The 22,053-nt window shown below is 65.0% G+C and carries 20 protein-coding genes and 1 riboswitch; of the genes, 10 read left to right on the top strand and 10 right to left on the bottom strand.

Annotation, left to right across the window (positions count from 1 at the left end; genetic code table 11):
- Window positions 1-292: 292 nt before the first annotated feature.
- Entirely contained in the window at window positions 293-1,513 is a 1,221-nt protein-coding gene (locus HXX15_RS21125) for a BtaA family protein (protein ID WP_296518619.1), read from the bottom strand.
- 150 nt (window positions 1,514-1,663) lie between these two features.
- Here HXX15_RS21125 and HXX15_RS21120 point away from each other — a divergent pair, with 150 nt between their 5' ends.
- Together HXX15_RS21120 and HXX15_RS21115 are read left to right on the top strand one after the other, a co-directional pair.
- Entirely contained in the window at window positions 1,664-2,386 is a 723-nt protein-coding gene (locus HXX15_RS21120) for a class I SAM-dependent methyltransferase (RefSeq protein ID WP_296518616.1), read from the top strand.
- Window positions 2,383-2,706: a multidrug efflux SMR transporter gene (locus tag HXX15_RS21115; RefSeq protein ID WP_296518614.1), complete on the top strand. Its 324-nt coding sequence runs from the start codon at window positions 2,383-2,385 to the stop codon at window positions 2,704-2,706. The genes HXX15_RS21120 and HXX15_RS21115 overlap by 4 nt, the downstream gene beginning before the upstream one ends.
- Here the strand turns inward: HXX15_RS21115 and HXX15_RS21110 are convergent.
- From HXX15_RS21110 to HXX15_RS21100, 3 genes are all read right to left on the bottom strand, one after another.
- Window positions 2,690-5,350, bottom strand: coding sequence for an HAD-IC family P-type ATPase (locus tag HXX15_RS21110; RefSeq protein WP_296518611.1), 2,661 nt, complete (start codon window positions 5,348-5,350; stop codon window positions 2,690-2,692). The two genes, HXX15_RS21115 and HXX15_RS21110, sit on opposite strands and share 17 nt — an antisense overlap.
- A 122-nt stretch (window positions 5,351-5,472) precedes the next feature.
- A complete protein-coding gene (locus tag HXX15_RS21105; RefSeq protein ID WP_296518609.1) occupies window positions 5,473-6,756 on the bottom strand; it encodes an O-antigen ligase family protein in 1,284 nt (427 codons plus the stop codon).
- A gap of 8 nt (window positions 6,757-6,764) precedes the next feature.
- Window positions 6,765-8,003, bottom strand: coding sequence for a glycosyltransferase family 1 protein (locus HXX15_RS21100; RefSeq protein ID WP_296518607.1), 1,239 nt, complete (start codon window positions 8,001-8,003; stop codon window positions 6,765-6,767).
- 355 nt (window positions 8,004-8,358) lie between these two features.
- Between HXX15_RS21100 and HXX15_RS21095 the strand changes: the two genes are divergently transcribed.
- A complete protein-coding gene (locus tag HXX15_RS21095; RefSeq protein WP_296518605.1) occupies window positions 8,359-9,399 on the top strand; it encodes a glycosyltransferase in 1,041 nt (346 codons plus the stop codon).
- 48 nt (window positions 9,400-9,447) lie between these two features.
- Here the strand turns inward: HXX15_RS21095 and HXX15_RS21090 are convergent, their stop codons facing one another.
- Complete coding sequence (locus HXX15_RS21090; protein WP_296518603.1) at window positions 9,448-11,388, bottom strand: glycosyltransferase family 39 protein; 1,941 nt, start codon at window positions 11,386-11,388, stop codon at window positions 9,448-9,450.
- A 79-nt stretch (window positions 11,389-11,467) separates the two neighbouring features.
- Window positions 11,468-12,571 carry a glycosyltransferase family 4 protein gene (locus tag HXX15_RS21085; RefSeq protein WP_296518600.1) on the bottom strand — a complete coding sequence of 368 codons (1,104 nt, stop codon included), beginning with the start codon at window positions 12,569-12,571 and terminating at the stop codon, window positions 11,468-11,470.
- 266 nt (window positions 12,572-12,837) lie between these two features.
- On the opposite strand from HXX15_RS21085, the gene HXX15_RS21080 reads away from it, so the two are divergent.
- The 5 genes from HXX15_RS21080 to HXX15_RS21060 all read left to right on the top strand — a co-directional run bounded on the left by HXX15_RS21080 (window position 12,838) and on the right by HXX15_RS21060 (window position 15,766).
- Window positions 12,838-13,416, top strand: coding sequence for a methylated-DNA--[protein]-cysteine S-methyltransferase (locus HXX15_RS21080; RefSeq protein WP_296518599.1), 579 nt, complete (start codon window positions 12,838-12,840; stop codon window positions 13,414-13,416).
- Window positions 13,417-13,425: 9 nt separating this feature from the next.
- Window positions 13,426-14,280: an AraC family transcriptional regulator gene (locus HXX15_RS21075; RefSeq protein ID WP_296518597.1), complete on the top strand. Its 855-nt coding sequence runs from the start codon at window positions 13,426-13,428 to the stop codon at window positions 14,278-14,280.
- Window positions 14,281-14,331: 51 nt separating this feature from the next.
- A complete protein-coding gene (locus HXX15_RS21070; RefSeq protein ID WP_296518595.1) occupies window positions 14,332-14,700 on the top strand; it encodes a VOC family protein in 369 nt (122 codons plus the stop codon).
- Window positions 14,701-14,748: 48 nt separating this feature from the next.
- Window positions 14,749-15,153 (top strand): SRPBCC family protein, encoded by a 405-nt coding sequence (locus HXX15_RS21065; RefSeq protein WP_296518593.1) that lies wholly within the window; start codon window positions 14,749-14,751, stop codon window positions 15,151-15,153.
- Between the two features lie 133 nt (window positions 15,154-15,286).
- A complete protein-coding gene (locus tag HXX15_RS21060; protein ID WP_296518591.1) occupies window positions 15,287-15,766 on the top strand; it encodes a hypothetical protein in 480 nt (159 codons plus the stop codon).
- 7 nt (window positions 15,767-15,773) lie between these two features.
- Here the strand turns inward: HXX15_RS21060 and HXX15_RS21055 are convergent, their stop codons facing one another.
- Together HXX15_RS21055 and HXX15_RS21050 are read right to left on the bottom strand one after the other, a co-directional pair.
- The gene (locus HXX15_RS21055) at window positions 15,774-17,219 is read right to left on the bottom strand and encodes an MATE family efflux transporter (RefSeq protein WP_296518590.1); all 1,446 of its coding nucleotides are present in this window, start codon (window positions 17,217-17,219) and stop codon (window positions 15,774-15,776) included.
- A gap of 133 nt (window positions 17,220-17,352) precedes the next feature.
- Window positions 17,353-18,402: a hypothetical protein gene (locus HXX15_RS21050; protein ID WP_296518588.1), complete on the bottom strand. Its 1,050-nt coding sequence runs from the start codon at window positions 18,400-18,402 to the stop codon at window positions 17,353-17,355.
- A 247-nt stretch (window positions 18,403-18,649) separates the two neighbouring features.
- Between HXX15_RS21050 and HXX15_RS21045 the strand changes: the two genes are divergently transcribed.
- Complete coding sequence (locus HXX15_RS21045) at window positions 18,650-19,159, top strand: hypothetical protein (protein ID WP_296518586.1); 510 nt, start codon at window positions 18,650-18,652, stop codon at window positions 19,157-19,159.
- A gap of 9 nt (window positions 19,160-19,168) precedes the next feature.
- Here the strand turns inward: HXX15_RS21045 and HXX15_RS21040 are convergent, their stop codons facing one another.
- Window positions 19,169-20,275 (bottom strand): 2'-deoxycytidine 5'-triphosphate deaminase, encoded by a 1,107-nt coding sequence (locus tag HXX15_RS21040; RefSeq protein ID WP_296518584.1) that lies wholly within the window; start codon window positions 20,273-20,275, stop codon window positions 19,169-19,171.
- A gap of 103 nt (window positions 20,276-20,378) precedes the next feature.
- Window positions 20,379-20,458: riboswitch (SAM riboswitch) on the top strand.
- A gap of 66 nt (window positions 20,459-20,524) precedes the next feature.
- On the opposite strand from HXX15_RS21040, the gene HXX15_RS21035 reads away from it, so the two are divergent.
- Window positions 20,525-21,724, top strand: coding sequence for an O-succinylhomoserine sulfhydrylase (locus tag HXX15_RS21035; RefSeq protein WP_296518582.1), 1,200 nt, complete (start codon window positions 20,525-20,527; stop codon window positions 21,722-21,724).
- Between the two features lie 60 nt (window positions 21,725-21,784).
- On the opposite strand, the gene HXX15_RS21030 is transcribed toward HXX15_RS21035, so the two are convergent.
- Window positions 21,785-21,979 carry a hypothetical protein gene (locus tag HXX15_RS21030; RefSeq protein ID WP_296518580.1) on the bottom strand — a complete coding sequence of 65 codons (195 nt, stop codon included), beginning with the start codon at window positions 21,977-21,979 and terminating at the stop codon, window positions 21,785-21,787.
- Window positions 21,980-22,053: the final 74 nt, after the last annotated feature.

Raw genomic sequence — 22,053 nt, 5'->3', positions numbered from 1 at the left:
ATCACGAAGGTGACGAGCGGCGCGAAGCCAACGCCGCGCCAAGCTGTCGGCTCTCGCCCGCGCCCTTTGCCCCGTCCAGAAAGAATTCAACCTCGCCATCCGGGATATGACACCGAATGGCGAGGTCAGTCAGGGGAGAGACAGACCTGCGAACCTGACGACCAACAATGCGGCGGGGATCGCCAAGGGCAGATAAGTCATCGGTAAATTTATGCCGACCGGACGCCGCGCGGCTTGACCTGAATCAAATATCAAGACGCGCGGAAGGAGTCGGCCGTCGGACGGGCGGCGCTCAGGTAGCAGCCGCTGCGCGCCGTGCGTAGCAGTGGAAACCGCCATAGATCCCCGAGCGATCCTGTTCGAATCCGATCGCGCTCCGCGCCGCGTCGCGTTCCCAGACCTGGCGCAGCGGCGCCAGCGGCTCGGTGTCCAGCGGGGACTCGGCGCCGGCGGTGCGAAAAATCACCCGGACGCCGTCGCTACCGGCGCGGTCGATCGCATTCCAAAGCGCACGGATTTCGTCCGGCGCCATCCAGTCCTGCGAATCCAGCAACACGACGGCGTCGACCTGACGCGCCGGCAGGCGCTCGAGGAACACCCGCAGATTGGCGTGGACCGGGGTAATCAGCGCGGTGCCAGCGCGCATCAAATCGAACTTGCCGCGCTGCAGATACAGCGGCAGGCAAGTGTCGCCCGGGCCGGGGTAGCTGCGCTGCAGCGCCTGCCAGGCGAAGTAATTCGTCGCGTTCGGATAGCCATTGATCAGCCGCAGCAGCCGCGCGTGCAGCACCTCGTTCAGCGGCTGGTCGCCGCCGAGCAGATCGCGCTGCTGCGGCGGGATGCCGAGGCTGAACAGAAGCGCGGGCGTCTTGGTCAGGAAGCGCGCAAACGCCGAGTGAAACAGCCGATGCAGCCGGTCCAGCGCTTCGACGCGCGCCGGCGAATTGGACTCGGCGTTCAGCAAAGCCGAGAGATCGATCTTGGCGAATTTCGCCAACCGGTGGGCGAAGCCAATGAAATGGCCGAGTGCGCCGTGGCGATAGAACCCGTCGGTGAAATAGCGATAGCGCGGGCGGCCCTTGAAATCCCGCTCGTCCCAGAACCCGCGGGCGTCGGAATCGAGCTGCGGGCGAAGCCGTTCGCGATACAGGGCAGCATTGTCAGCCGAGGTGCCTTCGCCGAAATAGCGCCAGAAATCCGTGTAGTCCGTCAACGCACGAAGCCCGGCGAGCTTCAGCTTGAGCAGCGCGAGATGCGCCTCGTTGAGATCGACTGCGAACACCTGCGCGGGCTTGGCAGTCAGATAGGACAGCGCGTTGCAGCCCCCCGACGAGATCGTCACGATGGTCGACCCGACCGGCAGTCGCAGAGCGGCGAGATCCGCCTCGGGGTCTTCCCAGATCTGGGTATAGACCAGCCGGCGAAACCAGATCGAAAACAGATGGTCCCAGAGCGTCGACTCACTGCGATCTTTGCTGTTGCGGACCGCGTCCGCGATGAGCTGCGTATTCATCCATTCCTCGAATCGGCAATTGGACGAAAATAGCGGCCGCATAATGCAGTTTTGCGACAAGCAGATTTTTGTTGTGACGATCCTGCTGTCATATCCCTGTCGCGCGAATGGTGAAGGAATGCTCACTCAGCCGAATTGATGGGGGCTTTCGTGATCACGCTGTCTCGCTCCGAAATTCCCGCCGATACCGCGTCCGATACCGCTTCCTGGCCGGTCGATGCGACCAGCCGCATGAACCGGATGTATCGCTCGCAGCGCCACATCTACGACATCACGCGCCGCTACTACCTGCTCGGCCGCGACCAGTTGATCGCTCGCCTGCGCCCGGCCGCCGGCGAAGCCGTTCTCGAAGTCGGCTGCGGCACCGGCCGCAATCTGATCCAGGCCGCCAAAAAATATCCGAACGCCAGCTTCTTCGGTCTCGACGTTTCCACCGAAATGCTGACCTCGGCGATCGAGGGCATCAGCCGCGCCGGCCTGACCAAGACGGTTCGGGTCGCCCATGGCGACGCCACCGCGTTCAAGCCGCAGCCGCTGTTCGGCCGCGCCGCGTTTGATCACGTCATGATCTCCTACAGCCTGTCGATGATCCCGAATTGGGGCGCGGTGATCGAGCGCGCGATCGGCAGCCTGCGCGACGGCGGCCGTTTGCACATCGTTGATTTCGGCGATCAGCGGGGCCTGCCCCGGTTGGTCCGCACCTTGCTGCGGCAATGGTTGGCGATGTTCGACGTCACGCCGCGCGACGATCTTGAAAAGGTGCTGGCCCAGGTCGCGGCCCGCTCCGGCGCCGAGCTGACCTTCGAACGGCCGTTCCGGGGCTATGCGCAATATGCGGTGCTGACCTTGCCGGCGCGGCAGACGATGCCGTGAACGGTTGGCTCGCGCTGCTTGCAGCGGGTTTGCTGGAGGTGGTCTGGGCGCTGGGCCTGAAGCATTCCGACGGCCTGACCCGATTCTGGCCGGCGGCAGCGACGCTGCTGGCGATTATTGCCAGTTTCGGCTTGATGAGCATCGCGTTGAAGTCACTGCCTTTCGGCACCGCCTACGCGGTCTGGACCGGGATCGGCGCCGCCGGCAGCATCATCGTCGGCATGCTGCTCTATGGCGAACCGACCAGCGGAGTTCGCGTGCTCTGCCTGACCCTGATCGTGGCTGGCATGATCGGCCTCAAACTCAGTTCGCCGGCCTGAGCCCCGCGCGCCATCGCCGCACAATGGCAGTCACGATCTGCGCCACGATCAGCGGGGCGAGACTCATGGCGAGAACGATACCCCACATCGCCGGCGTCGGCGGCGCAAGGTGCAGCACATGCGCCAGCGGCGGCAGATAGGGCGGGATGATCAGCAGCGCCGCGCACAGCGCCTGCGAGGCCCACACCCACGGATTGCGGGTGATCTCGTTGCGCACCACCCCCGAATGGGCGTCACGCATATTGAAGACGTGCCAGAGCTGGGCAAAGGCCAGGGTCAGGAAGGTGACGGTTACGACCGACCGGCTGTCGAGCTCCAGCCCGAACCGGGCCAGCGCCAGCGCGCCGAAGGTGCCGGCGGTCAGCCCGAGGCTTTGCAGCACGATGGTGATCCATTGCGCGCGGCCGAGGATCGGCTCCTTCGGATGGCGCGGCGGCCGTTCGAGCACATCTCGACCGCCCTCGCCCATCGCCAGTGCAAAGGCGGGGAACACGTCGGTGACGAGGTTGAGATAGAGGATCTGCAGCGGCAGGATCGGCAGCGGCAGCGTCGACAGGACCGCCAGCCCGACCACCAGCACCTCGCTCAGATTGCAGGACAGCAGATAGGCGACGAAGCGGCGGATGTTGCCGAAGATGACGCGGCCCTCGCGGATCGCCTTGACGATGGTCGGAAATGCGTCGTCCAGCAGGATCATCGCGGCGGCTTCGCGCGCGACGTCGGTGCCGCGCAGCCCCATCGCCACGCCGATGTCGGCCTGACGCAGCGCCGGGGCGTCGTTGACGCCGTCGCCGGTCATCGCCACGATCGCGCCTTCGGACTGATAGGCGCGCACCAGATCGAGTTTCTCCGCCGGGCTGACCCGGGCGAAGATGTCGGCGTCGAACAGGGCGCGGCTATGGCCGGCGACAAGCCGCGCGACGTCGCGGCCTTCGACGACGTCGACGTCGGCGCCGCCGAGGCCGACCGCCCGGCCGATGCTGCGCGCCGTCACCGCATGATCGCCGGTGACCATCACGACCCGGATGCCGGCGCGCTGGCAGGCCTTGATCGCATCCGGCACGTCGGCGCGGGCCGGATCGTCCAGCGCGATCAGGCCGAGCAAGGTCAGGCGATCGTAAGGGTCGGCGTCGGCGGACGCCACATTCTTGCTGGCGCAGGCCAGCACACGCAGGCCGTGACGGCCGAGATCGCCGATCCGCTCGTGCCAAATCGCCCGGGTCGCGTGGTCGATCGCGACCTCGCCGCCCTCGTCGGCGACGCTGGTCGCCCGCGCCAGCACGGCTTCGGGCGCGCCCTTCACCGCGATCAGGAAGCCGTCGTCGCGACGATGCATCGTCGCCATCATCTTGCTGGTGCTGTCGAACGCATGCTTGCGCGTGGTCGCATTGTTGCGTAGCAGCGTCACGCGGTCGACCCCCGCCCGATCGGCGCCGCGCAACAGCGCCAGCTCCATCGGGTCGCCACTGCCGGCGTCGGCCGCGTCGTCCAGCGTGGCGTCGTTGCACAGCACGGCGATCTCGAGCAGTCGCACAAGCTGCGGGTCGTCGCCGGCCGTGACCGCGCTGTCGCCATCGAGATCGATTTCGCCGGAGGGCAGCCAATAGCGCCGCACCGTCATCCGGTTTTCGGTCAGCGTGCCGGTCTTGTCGGTGAAGATCACGGTGGTGGCGCCCAGCGTCTCGACCGCCGACAGCCGCTCGATCAAGGCGTTCTGCCGCGCCATCCGCCACATGCCGCGGGCCAGCGCCAGCGTCGCCACGATCGGCAGCCCTTCGGGAATCGCCGCGACCGCGAGCGCGATCGCCGTCTCGATGATCAGGAAGGCGTCCTTGCCGGTGGCTATGCCGATCACGACCAGCAGCCCCGCCAGCACCAACGTGGCCCAGACCAGTTGGCCCGAGAGCCGCGCCAGTTTGAGCTCCAACGGCGAACTGCCGGACTCGGCCTGTTCGACCAATTGCGAAATTCGGCCGATTTCGGTTTGCAGCCCGGTCGCCACCACGACGCCGACGCCGCTGCCGCGGGTCAATGGCGTGCCCTTGAACAGCATCGAACTGCGTTCGGCCAGCCGCGCATCGGCGGCGACCGCCTTGGTGTCCTTCTCGACCCCGATCGATTCGCCGGTCAGGGTCGATTCGTCGGCCGTGATGTTGGAAGCCTCGACCAGCCGCAGGTCGGCCACGATCGAATCCCCCGCTTCCACCAGAATGATATCGCCGGGAACGATGTCCTCGGCCGCGAGCAGCCTGGTATGGCCGCCGCGGCGCACCCGCGCCGAATGCGTCCCGAGCGCCCGCAACGCCTCGATCGAGCGCGCAGCCTTCAGCTCGGTCAGAAAGCCGATCGCGGCGTTGATGGCGAGCACGGCGGCGATCGCGATGCCCTCTTCCAGCTCGCCGAAATACAGCGCCAGCGCCGCCGCCGTCGCCAGCAAATACACCACCGGACTCTGGAACTGATGCAGCAGCACCATGATGGCGCTGGTCTTGCGTCGCGACAGGATCGCATTCGGGCCATACGCCTCGGCGCGACGTTTCGCCTCAGCCTCGCTGAGGCCGTCGACGGCCGACACTTTCAGAATTGCGAGCGCGTCGGCGACGGGGAGCGAGTGCGGAACGTCGGGTAATAGTGCAGAAGTCACGACCACAACGTTGCTATCCCCAATCGGCAGCTCGGCGACGAACGAACCCGGACAGCATTGACGTTAGGCGATTTCAACCAAAGTTGACGTGACACACGTCAATGCTCCCGTTGTCGTCGGTTTCACGCCCGCGCCGCAGCGGCGTCCGAGACCATCGGTTCGGCCGCGCCTTGTTCGGAAAACGCGCGATTCGATCTCGGCAGGCTCGCACCGAGGCAGATCGCAACCGGAAGCCAGAACAGGATCCAGAGATATCCGAGATCCGTCGGCACGATCTCGTAGTCGACGCTTGATGCCATCAGACAAGCCCCAAGCAGCGCTACAGGCGCGACTTCGCCATGCCGCCGCCAGGCTCGCCATCCACCTAGCAGCGCGAAGACCACAATGCCGAACAAGGCAGCGGCACTGAACACGCCACCTCGAACCAGGGCGCAGAGAATAATATTGTGCGCATTCATGACGACGTTGCCGTCGGGCAACGTTACTTGCGTATCGAACGCCAATCCATAGCCGATCCATGGCTTCAGCTCCGCCATGTGCAGATAGACCGGCCACAGCGTCAGCCTGAGGCTGTCGCCTCTTTGCAGCAGCGCGCCAAACAGGGGCGTCATCGCAACGATGCCGGCAGCGAGGATGACGACTGCCACCGCAGCAACGGATAGCCGCCAATTCGCAGCCAGCAGAACGCAGAGGCCGATTCCGGCAAGCGCCGCGGTGACAGATCCGCGACTCCCGGTCAGCACCACCGCGCCAAGCAGGACGAGTGCGGACGCAAACAACATCGCAAATTGCCAGCGGGCGAGTCTTTTCGATACCATCAATGCGACCGCGCCGACGCACGGAATTGCGAACATGATGCCGATGACATTCGAATTGTAATAGACCGTCAGCCCCTTCACGCCCTCGAGACGGGTCGTCAGGATGGTTTGTAGCGAAAAACCGCTGAACCATAGCACATCCACGATCGCGGCGATCGCCGCTGCGGGCGCCACGAACAGAAAGAGCAGGCGAAGGAAGTCGCCATCCTTGTTGATGAGGTGCGCGGTGATCGTCAGGAAGCCCAGGACCGCAACCACATAACGCACGTTCTTCCAAATCAGTGCGACCGACGCCCCGCCGGCCAGCACCGACGTCGCCAGAATCAGCACCAGAAAACACGCCGACAACACGAATACCCCTGACTTCACGATCGGCAGCAGGCTCCGGTACGGACGCATGCTGATCAGAAGGACTGGGACCAGCACGAACCAAAGAACGGTGCGCGCCAGCCAGATATTGTGCATCAGATAGACGAGGCAGATCACCAGGATATACAGCTTCTCCGCGACGCCCATGCGAAGAATGACTTCCCTGGCGCTCTCCAGCAGGCGCGCTGAACTCGTTCGGCTGACAGCAGAGGACGACATCGTAGAACCTATTCGTTGTGCATCGCCGGATTCTTGGCGGACAATTTCGACAATTTGTTTGCGATCTCGCCAGCCGATTTCGTCCAGGTAATCGGTTGATATCCGGCGCGAATCGAAGCTTCGAGTCGCGCCAACTGGTCGGGCGAATTCATCAGCTCGACCACGGCATTGCACCAGGACGCAAAATCCAGCGGGTCAATCAGCCCGGCGAATCCCGCGCCGGCCTCCGGAATCGACGACGCATTCGACGCCAGGCAGTACTTGCCGAACGCCAGACTTTCCGAGACCGGCAGGCCCCAGCCCTCGTAGAAGGAGGGATACAAGGTCCACAGACAATTCTGATAAAGCCAGATCAATTCGTCATCGCTGGCGCGGTTCAGGATCACGATCTTGTCGCGGGTGACGGGGTCGTGAGCGATCTGCCAAAGCAGATCCCGGCTGCCGAAACCGGGTTGTCCGACGATCACCAGGGTCGGAAGTCCGGGCGTGTTCTGTTCGGTCAGCCGGCGCCAGACATGATAGAGCAGATCGAAATTCTTTCGCGACTGGATCGTACTGACGCTCAGCACGAAGCGCTCGGCCTGAGCGTTCGACAAGCCGTCCGGCTGCTTGGCGTGCTGCGACGACGGCAAGTCCGCACCGAGCGTGACGATCTCGATTGAGCCGCGCATGCCGCCATGGCTGCTGGCGTAGTCGAGAATGTCGGACCTGGTCGCGTTGGAGATGGCGAGCACAAGATCGGTTTCGCGGATCAGAAATTCGGCATAGGCGCTGAACTTCGCGACAAACTCGCCGTCGCCGAAGAATTGCGGGCACGCCACCGGGATGAAGTCCTGACACAGCGCGGCGACCTTGATGCCGCGCTCCCTGCGCAGCCGCGCAATGACGCCGAAATTATACTGCGACCAATTTTCGCCGGCGAGTAGCAGAACCTCGTTGCGGCTGTCACTTCCGAGCGCCGGCAGGCTGTCGCTATTCTCGACCTGCTGGAAGATTCGGCCGGTCGCGGCCCGCACCGAATTCCGCATCGTGCGCTCGATCCGCCGTCCCAGCGGACGAAGCGACGACAGCATGGTGCGGCCCTGCGCCTCGGTCGCCACGATCGGCCTGGCGCTGATGTCCGGATAGCTGTCGAGCGGCACGAAACATCGCTTCACCTGGTGATAGCGGCAGAAGCGGATCTGGCCTGGCATCAGACCGGTGAGCGCCTTTGCGCAGCTCTGCTCGACTCGGAGCGTGCCGTTCATTTGCCCGGAGCGAGCGCGCCAGCTCGTCGAGACGTCCATCCAAAGCCAAGGCTCCGCAGACTGCGCTTCGATATGGGAAAACTGATCCAAATCAACGTCCGTTACGAGCCTGGGGTCCAGCTATGCGGATGAACCCGCATGAATGGGATGAGTGCGCTGTTCGGAAGCCGCGCGATGAACGGCTTGGCGACCGCCCGATTGCATGCAAAGTTCTAAAGTTCGGCCGCGCTTGTTGCAAGGCGCAGCGCGGGAACCAGGCTTCATTTCGCAATGCTTTTCTGGCATTGCATGCGCTGAAGTGACTGGTGTTTGAATTGCCACCATCGCAACGGCGCGAGCGACCTGAAGGACGAAAGTGCAGCCTCCCGTCGTTTCGGTGATTATGGCAGTCCGCGATGGCCAACAATGGTTGAGCCAAGCGATCGACAGCATCCTCACCCAGACTTTTTCTGATTTCGAATTGCTGGTGATCGACGATGGGTCGATCGATCAGACTCCAGAGATTCTTGCTGGCTATCGCGCCCGGGATCAAAGATTGATCGTTCTCACCCAGGCGCGAGAAGGGCTGGTATGCGCCTTGAATCGCGGCTTGAACGCCGCCAGAGGCACCCTGATCGCCAGGCTGGACGCCGACGACATCGCCTTGCCGGATCGGCTCCTGGCGCAGACGCGGTTTTTCCGCCGGCACCCCGACGTTGTCCTGCTGGGGGCGTGGGCGCAAGTCATCGACGAGCAAGGCCAGCCGAAGCCCAAGCGGTTGCGGCCGCCGATCGACCGGGCCAAGTTGGCGCGCGCCCTTGCGAAGCAAAATCCCTTTATCCATTCAACGGTGATGTTCCGCACCGCGGCCGCCCGCGACCTCGGCGGTTATCGGCGGGCGTTCGAAGCGGCGGAGGATTACGATCTTTGGCTCCGCCTGGCCGACAAGGGCGAATTCGCCATCCTGCCCGAGGTCCAGATTCAATACCGCCAGCACGACAAGAACATCACCAAGACCAAGGCATTGCGCCAGCTTTTCTCGGCCCGGCTGGCTCGGATGTCGCGTGAGGGCCGTCGAACTCAAGGGGCTGATCCTGCCTCAGCGCTCACGGCGCCGCCCGAATGGAGCCGACAATCGGAGGGCGCCTTCTGCGACGAATGGTCCAGAATTTATCGGCTGCTCGAATTGGCAGACCCGGCGATTGGGCGTGAAGCAAATCCATCGTCGATCGACCTGCGGGCCATTTCCGGTCAGCTTTCTGATCTGATGCCGGGCGAGCGCAAGTTTGCCCAACAGGCGTTGGTCAACCTGCTTCGCAATCGCGTGCGACCGCCCGGCCAATCCCGATGGTTGCTGCTTGCGCTGCTGTTCCGGCTGCACCCGACGCGGGCGCTGCGGTTGCTTTGGCGGTCATGACCCGCGCGGTGGCCGGCCCGAACGGGCCGCCTGCCCCGGTTGCCCGACTCAGCGCAGGTGCCAGATCGTCGCCCGTGCGTCATGGCCAGGCAGCTCGTAGCTGTTGCCGCGGACATAGCGGGTTTGGGCGGCCATCGCATCGAGGATGCCGACCATGCTGGGATAGACCCATCCCATCTCGGCCAGCGAATAGCGCTCTCCCGGGGCGTCGATGGTGACAAAGATCCTGGCGCGCGCCCGGCCGATCCGCTCCGCCATCAGATCGCGGGCCTCCTGGCGGGAGTGGGTGTGATCGATCTGCAGATCCTCGATCAGCACCCTGCAGCGGCAGCGTTCGCTCAGCACCCAGGAAAACAATTTGCTTACCCCGAACGTCGTGACGAACCCGACCTCGCGTGCGCCGTCGAGTTCGGCGAGATAGGGACGCACCAGATCAAGGTCGGTCGGGCCGGAAATTGGGTGAAGGGAATGGGCATAGGCCGCGGCGGGCGTCCGGTACCATGCGGTTGTAGCCGCGAGCAGCGCGACCAACGCGATGGCCGCAACCGACCGCAGCGACCGTGAATAGCGGCGCAGCAGTCCGGAGAGCACGACGCCCGCGCCGGCGCCGGCACAGATCCACACCGCAAACACCCAGGACGACAGGAAGCGGCCCTGATGCTGCGGATGAATGACGACGCCCGCGAATGCCAGCGCGGCGAGAATGAACACCGCGCGTGCGCCGGGTGTCAGGGTCCGAATCCGCGTCGCGCCGATCGCCGCCAGCGCGACCGCGAGAATGGCGACCCAGGGTGCGACGTGAAACCCGTCGGCGAACGCGTCCCAATAGAATCGAATCGCCTGCGGCAGGTCGAGTGGCCCGTTCGGATTGTTGGCGGGGCCAACGAACCAGAGGAAGCGGGACAGCCGCCGCGGCAACAGAAACGAGATCGCGATCGGCATCACGTGCCAATACAGCAGCGCGCGGCCCGCGCAGCCGAGGGCCTCGTCGATCGCCGCGCGATGCCGCCGCCACAGCAGGGCGCTCCAGACGAACAGCACCGCATAGGCCGCGGTGGTCAGGTTTTCCGGCGGGTAGAACGAAACCGGCCGCCCGAACAGCATCAACGCGGTCGGACCACGCCAGTACAGATAACCGACCACCGCCACCAGCAGCGCAAACAGCAGCAGCAGCGGATCGCGAACGGCACGCCGAATCGACGCGGTGATCTTGATTTTGGCAAGCGTCGTGCGGATCAGATCGAAGGTGCGCCGAGCGTGTTCAGAGGCAAATGAAACCGCCAGCGCGGCCACCATCAATCCCCAGTAGTTGCCTTTATGGAAGAACAGCACCGTCAGGACGATGGCGAGCAGCCGCCAGCGCGCGCGGTCGTCGGGCTGGGCGAAGGCGCGCAGATAGGCCCACAGCGCCAGCGCGGATAGCCCGGCACCAAGTCCCTCCAGCATGACATCGGCCGAGATCAGCCGAAACGCCGGACTGGCCGCGGTTAGCACCGCGGCGATCGCGGCTGCAAACAGACCGGTGATGCGCTCGGAAAACAGCCTCCGCGCAACCAGCCAGACCAAGGCGATCGTCATCACCCAGCCGATCAGGCTCGGCAGGATCGCGAGACGATAATCGATCCCGCCAACGGCAAGGACAGCGCTGAGCACCAGACCATGCACTGGCGGCCAGACCTTCGCCTTGTCCAACTCGCTGAAGAACCAGACCGGGTCAAACTGGCGCAGCGCCAGCGCCAGATCGAGTCCGAAGCTGAAATGCGAGTTGCGATCGTGATGAAAATTGCGCCACAGCAGATCTGGCGCCGAGTAGTAATTCGCGAACAGGATACCGGCGATGACGACAGCCGCCGCGACCGCGATCGCGAAACCAACGAGATCGGGCAGGTTATTGCTGACGCGCCACGCCAGCCGGCGAGACCACTCGGATTCGCGCGCGCCATTCGCGCGGGCCGGGCGCTCAAGGCTTGATAACTCATGTTGATCCATTGGGATGATTCACTTGTGACGGGCGCCGGACGGTGGGCCGTTGTCGCTCATCATGGGGTGTAGGGGCAACCTCGGGGTTTCAGCGCGACCGCTGCCGGCGCCGCGCGAGCGCGCGCTCGACAACGTCCAGGATCGGGTCGAGCCCGCCCTCGGCCAGCAATTGCGGGGCGCTGGCGCGGGCGCTCTGCCGCAACTCGGCAAGCCTGTCCGGCTGTAGCGCGTTCCGGATCGCAGCGACGTATTCGGCGGCGTTGAATGGCTCGGAAAGCACGATTCCGGCGCCAAAACGCGCAATATATTCGGCGAATCCGCAGCCACCGCTTGCGATCACCGGGACGCCCGCGAGCATCCCTTCCAGGATTACCAGCCCGGTATTCTCCAACCGGGCCGGATGCAGCATCAGATCGGCCGCTCCCAGGATATCGGGGATGTCGTCACGGTGACCGCAAAGCCGGACCCGGTCGGTCAGATTCAGCTCGGCGGCGAGCGCCTTGATCGACGCGTCGTTCTTCAGGCCGACCGCCAGCAGGTGCAGATCCGGGATCTCGCGCAGCGCCGCGACGCTGCGGTCGATCCCCTTCTGCTCGGCATAGACCGCCACCGAGACGGCCAGCGTGGCGGTCTCCGGGATGCCGAATTCCTGGCGGATTTCGGCGCGGCGCGCATAGAAATCCCGCCGGCCAGTCGGATGAATCATCGGCGGCAGGATGCTGGCGCGATCCGGGGCGATCCGGTAATGGCGCTGATACTCGTCGGCCTGCGCGCGGCAGAGGAACAGAATGTCGGGCCCGTCCGGGCCGAAGCAGGCCCGTTCGAGCCGGCGATAGCTGGCATAGCGCGGCAGCAGGCCGCGGACGCCGAGCTTGCGGCGGGCGAAGCAGACATCGGCGGCATAATAAACATCGGCGTGCTGGAGCTTCTCGAAACTCAGCACGGCATCGAAATCTTCGGACGACCGCAACTCGGCGATGGCAGCCGCGAAACGGCGGGCGCGGCCATGATTGCTCCAGGCCCCGGCATCGACCAGACGCAGCGTCACCTCGGCTGGAACCGCAAGCCTGGCGGAACGGGTGGCGATGCTGACCGTATGGCCGCGTGCAGCCAGACCGCCGGCGATCGCCAAGGCGTCGCGCTCTTTGCCGCCAAGGTTCTCGAGCGCCTGAATCGCGATCAGAATTCGCAAGATAACTGGCCGTCCCGCACTCGAGCTAGAGCAACGATACACCGGGCTCATCCCAGCGGCAATCGGCATTGGGAGCGGGACGGCGGTCTCGCCCAACGGTGCAGGAACGGTGCGTGCCGTTTCCAATGCCGCGACCGATCGACGCTCACGCGTCGCGCGCTAGCACAACGTCGCTGCAGTGCACCGAGTCGTCGCTCCGACATAGCCGTTTACCCACATGATAAATTTCCGATGCCGCTTGTCATTTGCCTGTTATAGTTCACGCCATGTCGGGGGTTGCGTACACGGTGTTCGATACGATGGTCGGCCGATGCGGCATCGCATGGGGCTTTGACGGTGTACTCGCCGTACAACTCGCGGAAACCCGCGAGCTTGATACCAGGCGCCGATTGCTGCGGCATTATCCTGACGCGCGCGAAACCCGGCCACCGGTCGGGATCGAAGCCGCGATCGAGGGCATTGTCACGGCGCTGCGCGGCCAGCCTCACGATTTCTTCGACGTCGCGCTCGACATGCACGGCCTTGCGCCGTTCGACTGCCGCGTCTATGCCGCCACCCGCGCCATACCGCGCGGCGAGACCATGACATTTGCCGAGATGGCGAAGCAGCTCGGCGCCTCCGGCGCGATCCACGCGGTCGGCCAGGCGATCAAGCATAATCCGTTCGCCATGATCGTGCCGTGCCATCGTGTGCTCGCTGCCGCCGGCGAGACCGACGGCATCTGCGCCAATGGCGGCGCGATCACCCGGCGCCGCCTGCTGTCGCTGGAAGGCGCGCTGGCGAAAAGCGGCCCGACGCTGTTCGACGTCCTGCTGTCGGTTGCCCCGCCCCGCACGGCCCGATAAATTCGCCGGATGGCGACCACCCTTCTCCTGCACAGCGCCGCGATCCGCGTCACCGAATTTCGCTGCGGCGCCGGCCCGGGCGATATCCCGTTCACCGAATGCCATGCCGCGCATTCGATTTCCTATGTGCGCAAGGGCAGCTTCGGCTGCCATACCCGCGGCCGGTCGTTCGAACTGGTGGCGGGATCGATCATGGTCGGCCATCCCGGCGACGAATATCTCTGCACCCACGACCACCACCGCTACGGCGACGAATGCCTGTCGTTCTTTCTGGCGCCCGAACTGGTCGAGGCGCTCGACGGCGGCACCGACCTCTGGCGCAGCGGCGCCCTGCCGCCACTGGCGGAATTGATGGTGCTCGGCGAGCGCGCCCAGGCGGCGGCCGAGGGCCGCAACGATCTCGGGCTCGACGAGCTCGGCCACGTGCTGGCCAACCGTTTCGCCGTGCTGGCGGGCGGGCGAACGCAGCGGCGGCAGCGCGCCACCGCCCGCGACCGCCGGCGCGCGGTCGAAACCGCGCTGTGGATCGACGCCCATTCGCACCACGCCATCGACCTGGAACGCGCCGCCGGCGAGGCCGGGCTCAGCCCGTTCCATTTCCTGCGGGTGTTTTCCGCCGTGCTCGGCGTCACCCCGCATCAATATCTGGTGCGGTCGCGGCTGCGCCATGCCGCGCGCCTGCTGGCCGGCGACGACCGCGCCATCACCGAGATCGCCTTCGATGTCGGGTTCGGCGACCTGTCGAATTTCGTCCGCACCTTCCGCCGCGCCGCGGGCGTCTCGCCGCGCGGCTTCCGCAGCGCGTCGCGCCAGCCTCGCCAGAAAGACCGCAAGATTCTCCAAGATCGGCTCGTCGCGCACTGATTAGGGTGCTCCCGACGGCGCGATTGCTGCGCGCCAGAACGGGAGATCACCATGTACGACCATATCGGATTGAAAGTCGGCAATCTCGACGCCAGCGTCGCGTTCTATGCCGCGGCGCTGGCGCCGCTCGGCTATGTGCTCGGTTCGCGCGACGCCGACGGCGCCGGATTCGGGCCGCCTGACGCGCCGGCGCTGTGGCTCTACCGCGACACCGCCGCGCGCGGCGGCGCCCAGGTCGGCGTCCATGTCGCGTTTCGTGCGCCGGATCACGGCGCGGTCAAACGCTTTTACGCCGCCGGGCTGCAAGCCGGCGGCCGCGACAATGGCGGCGCCGGCTCGCGCGCCGATTACAGCCCTACCTACTACGCCGCGTTCCTGATCGATCCCGACGGCAACAACGTCGAGGCGGTGTGTAGTTAGCCCCCGGCGCCGCGCCGTTCCACCTCACCCCGATCGCGAGGGCAACCGATGGCTTCCGTTCTCAAGACCTTCACGGTCGATGCACCTGCCGCCGCGGTCTGGGACGCGCTGCACGATTTCGGCGCGGTAGATACGCGACTGGCGCCGGGCTTCGTGGTCGACTGCAAGCTCGACGGCGAGGCCCGGATCGTCACCTTCGCCAACGGCATGGTGGCGCGCGAAGTGCTGCTGGATTGCGACGACGAACGGCGCCGGCTGGCCTATGCGATCCTGCCCAACGAGCGGCTGACGCACTACAGCGCCTCGACGCAGGTGACGGACGACGGCGCGCAACGCTGCCGCGTCAGCTGGATCGTCGACGTGCTGCCGCATGCGATCGCGCCCTATATCTCTGCGCAGATGGACCTTGGCATCGCGGCGATGAAAAACGCGCTGGACCGCGCCGCGGCGTGAGATTTATGCTGACTGCGGACCGCCGCGCCAATGTGATTTATCTCACAGAACTCCCGGTCGGATGCGGCCAGGGTCGCCGGGTGCGTCAAGTTTGCCCCGCCTTCGCGGCGCGGCGCACGCAAGGAGCAGTCCCATGACCGGTGCTGACAAGGTGGTATGCCAGGCGGCTACCCTGCTGTTGCTGTTCTCTCTCAGCATGGCGCCCGCGAAAGCCCAGTTCGCCGGGTTGGGCGGCGGCAGCGGCGACGACATGATGACCCAGATGGCGCCGATGCTGGAAATGATGAAGGCCAAAATGGGAAAGCGCCGCTTCGGCATGCTGATGCAGACCATGGGTCCGATGATGAGCAAGATGATGGACAATGGTAGCGGCTTGGGCGGCGGCGGCTTCGGCGGCATGATCGGTGGCGGCATCCCGAGCGGGATCGGCGGCGGCTTGGGCTTTGCTCCCGAAAGCTACGGCGGCGGGATCAATGCCGGCGCGATCGGCGGCGGCGACATCATGGGCATGCTCGGCGGCAATGGCGGCGGCGAGATGATGAGCATGGTTCCGCAATTGATGCGGCTGGCTAACACAGGCGGCGGCCATCGCCGGCATCGGCGCCACCGCTGAGAAGCATTCAGGACAGCGTCGGACGAATCGCCGGAAGCTGCCCGCCCTTGGTGCCCCAGCGCGTCAGCACCACGCTGAGCGCTGATAACGAGCCCAGCAGCACCATCGAGACCGCCGCCAGCGTGAAGTAGTTCGCCGCGGTGGTGCCGCCCTTCGACAGCCACCAGCCGCCGAGCGCGACAAAGATCAACCGCGCGGTCTGCGCCAGCACCGGGCCGAGCACCTTCGTGGCGCCTTGCGAGGAGAAATACATCGAGATCGACAGCCCGATGAAAGCGTACATCGGCGCCGCCGCGGCCAGATATTGATGGCTGGCGGCGCGCACGCCGGCGTCCCTGGTAAACAGATCGACCCACAGATCCGGAAAGATCGCGATCACCGTGCCGACCACGCCGACCGACACGAACGATACGCCCGCCGCGATCCAGGCGATCTTGCGCGCCCGCTTCACCCGTCCGGCGCCGATCGCCATTCCGACCATCGGCACCGAGGCGATGCCAACCGCGAACGCGATCGAGGTCAGCAGAAATTCGAGCCGTGCGCCGATGCCGTAGCCGGCCAGGATCTCGGTTCCGAACTGCGCCAGCATGTGGGTGAAGATGGTGATCGTGAGCACCGACTGCAGCGGCGAGAAACACGACACCGCGCCGACTTTCAGAATGTCGAAGAACATGCCGCGCTGGATTCGCAGTCCGCGCAGCTGCGGCGTGACCCGCGCCCGGCCGGAAAAGATGTACCAGGCCATGATCGCGGAGCCGATCGAAAACGCGATCAGCGTGCCGGCGGCAACCCCGCGCATGCCGAATTGCGGCACCGGGCCGAGCCCGAGACCCAGCACGCCGCCGAGCACGATCTGCAGCACCGCGGAATTCAGGATCATCAGCGACGGCAGCTTCATGTTGCCGGTGCCGCGCAGAATCGCCGCCAGCGTGTTCATCAGCCACGGCACCACCCCGCCGGCGAAGAAGATGTGGACGTAACCGACCGCCTGCGACAGCACGTTGCCGCGACCGCCAAGCAATTCCAGCAGCTTCGGCCCGAAGATCAGCATGCCGAGCATGAACACCAGCCCGAAGCAGAGCCCGATCAGCAACGCATGCACCGCCAGCGTCGCGGCGCGTTCGGCGTCGCCGGCGCCGAGCGCACGCGCGATCGCCGACGACACGCCACCACCCATCGCGCCGCCCGACATTGTCATGGTCAGGATCACAAACGGAAACACCAGCGCCATCGCCGCCAGCGATTCGACGCCGAGCCGGCCGATATAGGAGGTCTCGGCAATCACCACGCAGGTGCCGGCGCTGAGCGCCACCACATTCGGCCACGCCAGCCGCAGCAGGGTCGACAGGATCGGGCCGTCGAGCAGCGGATTTCTCGCCGGCGCCGCGATCTCGGGCGGCGGCGGCTCGTCGTCGTCCGGAGGCGGCAGTTCGGCGACGGCGATATCGGACATGCGTTCTCCCCGCTGGCCCGATTCTGAGTGCCGCGCCCGTCGCTTTCCTAGCACCGATCAGGCGCAACGCCATGCCCGCGCCGGCATTGCGGCTCTGTCGAATTCACGGTCTGGTTCGCAGGGCGAAACTGACTCAGCACACCGTCCAGACAAATGGCGGCGCGCCCGACTTGGTCGCGAGATCGACGTCGATGCGGCGGCCGCAACCGGCAGCTAGACCTTCGACCATTCCGCGTAGCGCCTGCGCGCAGGCCGGATCGGCATCGGCGACATCGGCCATCAACTTCCAGCTCTGCTGCCGGACCGCGAAGCCGCCGCCGGCCTGCTGCACGCTGACATCGTCGTCCTGCGCCGCGAACAGCGCCTGCAGCAATTGCGCGAAGCCGGCGGCGTCGCGTGTCGTCGCCGCAAACCCCGGCGCGATCTCGTCATAGAACTGCATGCCGATCAACTTGCCGGTCAGATGCAGCAGATAGCCGGCATCGATCGGTCCGAACAGCTGCACCGCCACCGGCGCCGCGGTGCGGACATATTCCATCGCGTAGTTGCGATAGGCCTTTTCCAAACGCGTCTTCGGCCAGCTCTCGACCGGCAGCGCCGGTGCCCTGGCTGGATCGAACAATGGCGCCTCGAGATGGCGGGCGAACACCAGCCGCTGCTCGGGCTCCAGCGGATGGTCGTATTCGCAATAATAACCCTCGAGCCCGTCCTGGCCGTCGACGCTCTGCTTGGTGCAGACGAAGCCCATATTGGGATGGCCGAGCGAGACCCCGTTGTTGGCGTGCCAGCCGCGCAGCATCGCCCGCGAAACTTCGCCGGGCACGCCGCAGATCGCGGTTCCGCGCCAGATCCAGCGCGGCGGCGGATAGCGGATCCAGGCCTTGCGGTCGGTCTCGTACATGTATTCGACATGCACCCCGCCGATCCAGTTCGACAGATAGTGATACTGCGCCGCCGCCACCGCCGGCGGCAGATGGTCGAGGCCGAGCTTTCGCAGCCCCGGCAGGAAGCGCTCCTGCTGCTGGCGGCGAAACACCCGGAACACGAATTCGGCGGCGTCCGCGGTGCCGCGCCGCGTCACCACGGTCAGGATCAGTCCGGTGAAATAAGCGTGGTACAGATCGGCGACGCTGCGCCAGGCCCGCCATTGCTGATCGGCCGCCGGTTCGGATGGTGTCGGCATGTCGGCTCCCTGCTCTTGTTTGCCGGGACGATAGCGGAGGCGAAGCGGATTGACATGGATTTAGTTGTGGCCGTGGTGCGGGTAGGCAGCGTCGGCGGTTGCGACTCTTCCGCTGTCGTCTTATTTCTGGTCGATCAATCCTCACTCGCGGTTAATGCCCTGCGCTTTATCTACCGATACGCCCCGAGAGGCGCCCATTCGATTTCAGGATACACTTTCCGGCAACCACAATTTGCGGAGACGGCACATGAAGCCGAAAGCCACGCTCATTCTTCGGGCTTCGCTCGACGGCGAGAAATCGCTTTATCGGGATATCGAAATCTCGGCGTCGCAATCGCTCTACGTGCTTGCCGAGGCGATCGTGATGGCCTTCGGTTTCGACTTCGATCATGCCTTTGGCTTCTACTCCGGACTTACCCCAACGCAGCTGATGCGCAAGAATCCCAGATACGAATTATTTGGCGACATGGGCGACGCCTCGCCGGGCGTTGTCAGCGTGAAGAAGACCAAGATCTCACAGGCATTTCCGGCAACTGGCCATGCCATGATGTTTCTGTTCGACTACGGCGACGATTGGCGATTTCACGTCAAGCTAACCGCGACGGGAACACAGCTTCCAAAAGTTCGATACCCGCGTGTGATCGCAACGGCGGGCGCGGCACCTCCGCAATATCCGGATGCCGATGACATCGGCGACGATGCGCCGACCTTTGGGGTCGATCCGGTCACCGGCAAGAGAATCACGTTTGGCCGGTAGCAAGGCCGCCTATGCCCTGAAATGCTTCGACAGTTTCAGCCCCTGGGCCTGATAGTTCGAGCCGATCTTCTGGCCGTACATCGCGTCGGGGCGCGACAGCATTTTCTCGTAGACCAGCCGGCCGACGATCTGGCCGTGTTCGAGGATGAACGGCACCTCGCGCGAGCGCACTTCCAGCACCGCGCGCGAGCCGAGCCCGCCGGCGCCGGCGTAGCCGAAGCCGGGATCGAAGAAGCCGGCATAATGCACCCGGAATTCGCCGACCAAGGGATCAAACGGAACCATCTCGGCGGCGTAGTCCGGCGGCACCTGCACGGCTTCCTTGGAGGCCAGGATGTAGAACTCGCCGGGATCGAGGATCAGGGTGCCGTCGGGCCTTGCTGCGATCGGCTCCCAGAATTCGCCGACCGCGTAGCCACCGCGGCGGTCGATGTCGACCACGCCGGTGTGGCGCTTGGCACGATAGCCGACGAAGCCATTGGCGTTGTCGCCCGACAGGTCGACGCTCAGCGCGACGCCGCCGGCGAGATCGGCGTCGTCGCAGTCGACCAGCCGCTCGGCCAGATGCAGGGTTCTCAATTCGTTGTCGCCGAGCACGGCGTCGCCGGTGCGGAAGCGGACCTGCGACAGCCGCGAGCCCTCGCGCAGCAACACCGGAAATGTCTTCGGGCTGATCTCGGCATAGAGCGGGCCGTGATAGCCGGCGCCGATCATGTCGAACCGCCGGGTGCCGTCGGCGATCACCCGGGTGAAGACGTCGAGCCGACCGGTCGAGCTTTTCGGATTGGCGGCGGCGATGATCGATTTCGGCAGCGCCAGGCTTTCCAGCAGCGGCACGATGTAGACGCAATTGGTCTCCAGCACCGCGCCGTCGGACAAATCGATCTCGTGCAGCTTCAGCTCGTCGATCCGTTCGGCGACGGTCGAATCCGGCCCCGGCAGGAAGCTGGCGCGGACCCGGTAGGCGATGTCGCCGAGCCGCAGATCGAGGCTGGCGGGCTGGATCTGGCTTTCGACGAACGGATATTCCGGCAGGATCAGGCCGGCATCGGCCATCGCGGCGATCATGCGATCGGGCAGAATTCCGTTGGCGTCGGGCGGTAGCGTGAACGGCAAGAGGGCGGTCCTTGGGATGGCTGCCATGCAGCCGCGGGATACGCAGCGTTACCGGTTATCCGAAGCCCGGCTTGACGGAAAGGGCGCTGCGGATTATTAGCAGCACTTATCCCGTGGTGATTTGAGCCGGCCGGCTTGCAGCCACGTTAAACAAGTCGCTAAACAGGCCGGGGACAGTGTGATCCCGGCTTGTGGAAGTTTTTCCAGGCCGGTTTTTTTGTGACCTTCGGCGGTCACGCAGGAGGTCACATGTCCACGATCAAGGCTCCATCGACGACAGGCTATCGCCGCGAAACCCGGCTGGTGCATGCCGGAACGCTGCGCTCGCAATATGGCGAGACGTCCGACGCGATTTTTCTGACCCAGGGCTTTGTCTACGCCTCCGCGGAAGAGTGCGAGGCGCGCTTCACCGGCGACGATCCCGGCTTTCAATATTCCCGTTTCTCCAATCCGACGGTGTCGGCGTTCGAGCAGCGGATGGTGGAATTCGAAGGCGCCGAAGCCGCCCGCGCCACCGCCACCGGCATGGCCGCGGTCACAGCCGCGATGCTGGCGCCGCTGCGCGCCGGAGATCACGTCGTCGCCTCCAAGGCGATGTTCGGCTCCTGCCGCTACATCGTTGAGGATCTGCTGCCACGCTACGGCATCGAGTCGACGCTGGTCGACGGGCTCGACCTCGACCAGTGGCAGAAAGCGATGCGGCCGAACACCAAGACCTGCTTCCTGGAAAGCCCGACCAATCCCACGCTCGACGTGCTGGATATCTCGGCGATCGCCGAGATCGCGCATGCCGGCGGCGCGCGTCTCGTGGTCGACAACGTGTTCGCCACGCCGTTGTGGCAGAGCCCGCTCGAACTCGGCGCCGACGTCGTGGTGTATTCGGCGACCAAACACATCGACGGCCAGGGCCGCTGCCTCGGCGGCGTGGTGTTGTCGAGCCAGGCCTTCATCGAGGAGCACATCCAGGTGTTCCTGCGCCAGACCGGCCCGTCGCTGTCGCCGTTCAATGCCTGGGTGCTGCTGAAGGGGCTGGAGACGCTGGCGATCCGGGTCCGGCAGCAGACCGATAGCGCAGCGAAGATCGCCGACGCGCTGGCGCAGCATCCAAAAATCTCGCGGCTGATCTATCCGGGCCGCGCCGATCATCCGCAGGCCGCCACGGTGAAGAAGCAGATGCATGGCGGCTCGACGCTGGTCGGCTTCGAGGTCAGGGGCGACAAGGCCGGCGCGTTCCGCTTTCTCAACGCGTTGAAGCTGGTGAAGATCAGCAACAATCTCGGCGACGCCCGCAGCCTGGTCACCCATCCGGCCACCACCACGCATCAGCGGCTGAAACCCGAGGTGCGCGCCGAACTCGGCATCAGCGAGGGTTTCATTCGCTACTCGGCCGGACTCGAACATCCGGACGATCTGATCGAGGATCTGCACGCGGCGCTGGCACAAGCGTAGCGGTACGGTCGAAACTGAACGCCGGGGCGTTGCCACGCCTCGGCGCAGGTCGAGAATTGATCAGTGCAGCCGCGAGAAATCAGCGCCGTGCATGCGGGTTGCAATGGATTTCAAACCAACACCGGTCGACAGTTCTTCTTCTTCGAAGACGCAGGCAATCAGCAGCAACAATATGCGCCGACGATCCACGTCGGTCGTCTCCGTCAGCAGCCGACAGTACAGCGCCAGTTCGTCTTCACTGGTGAATTGTTCCACGAAATGTCATTCCCGATGGCAGCCCAATCGCAACCAGCAACGCTCCTTCTCTGCCAAGAACCGGAGGCGAGTGG

The organism is Rhodopseudomonas sp., assembly GCF_013377015.1.
In the GTDB taxonomy this organism is placed as follows: Bacteria; Pseudomonadota; Alphaproteobacteria; order Rhizobiales; family Xanthobacteraceae; genus JARJEH01.
The sequence above is the reverse complement of the archived record's forward strand: the minus strand, read 5'-3'. Positions and strand labels throughout refer to the sequence as shown.

Bases quoted from the DNA above. Each gene is read 5' to 3' on its own strand.
- HXX15_RS21105 (WP_296518609.1), bottom strand. From the start codon at position 6,756: ATGTCGTCCTCTGCTGTCAGCCGAACGAGTTCAGCGCGCCTGCTGGAG.
- HXX15_RS21035 (WP_296518582.1), top strand. From the start codon at position 20,525: ATGTCCACGATCAAGGCTCCATCGACGACAGGCTATCGCCGCGAAACC.
- HXX15_RS21045 (WP_296518586.1), top strand. From the start codon at position 18,650: ATGAAGCCGAAAGCCACGCTCATTCTTCGGGCTTCGCTCGACGGCGAG.
- HXX15_RS21075 (WP_296518597.1), top strand. From the start codon at position 13,426: ATGGCGACCACCCTTCTCCTGCACAGCGCCGCGATCCGCGTCACCGAA.
- HXX15_RS21065 (WP_296518593.1), top strand. From the start codon at position 14,749: ATGGCTTCCGTTCTCAAGACCTTCACGGTCGATGCACCTGCCGCCGCG.
- HXX15_RS21090 (WP_296518603.1), bottom strand. From the start codon at position 11,388: ATGGATCAACATGAGTTATCAAGCCTTGAGCGCCCGGCCCGCGCGAAT.
- HXX15_RS21100 (WP_296518607.1), bottom strand. From the start codon at position 8,003: ATGAACGGCACGCTCCGAGTCGAGCAGAGCTGCGCAAAGGCGCTCACC.
- HXX15_RS21060 (WP_296518591.1), top strand. From the start codon at position 15,287: ATGACCGGTGCTGACAAGGTGGTATGCCAGGCGGCTACCCTGCTGTTG.
- HXX15_RS21055 (WP_296518590.1), bottom strand. From the start codon at position 17,219: ATGTCCGATATCGCCGTCGCCGAACTGCCGCCTCCGGACGACGACGAG.
- HXX15_RS21125 (WP_296518619.1), bottom strand. From the start codon at position 1,513: ATGAATACGCAGCTCATCGCGGACGCGGTCCGCAACAGCAAAGATCGC.
- HXX15_RS21070 (WP_296518595.1), top strand. From the start codon at position 14,332: ATGTACGACCATATCGGATTGAAAGTCGGCAATCTCGACGCCAGCGTC.
- HXX15_RS21050 (WP_296518588.1), bottom strand. From the start codon at position 18,402: ATGCCGACACCATCCGAACCGGCGGCCGATCAGCAATGGCGGGCCTGG.
- HXX15_RS21080 (WP_296518599.1), top strand. From the start codon at position 12,838: ATGTCGGGGGTTGCGTACACGGTGTTCGATACGATGGTCGGCCGATGC.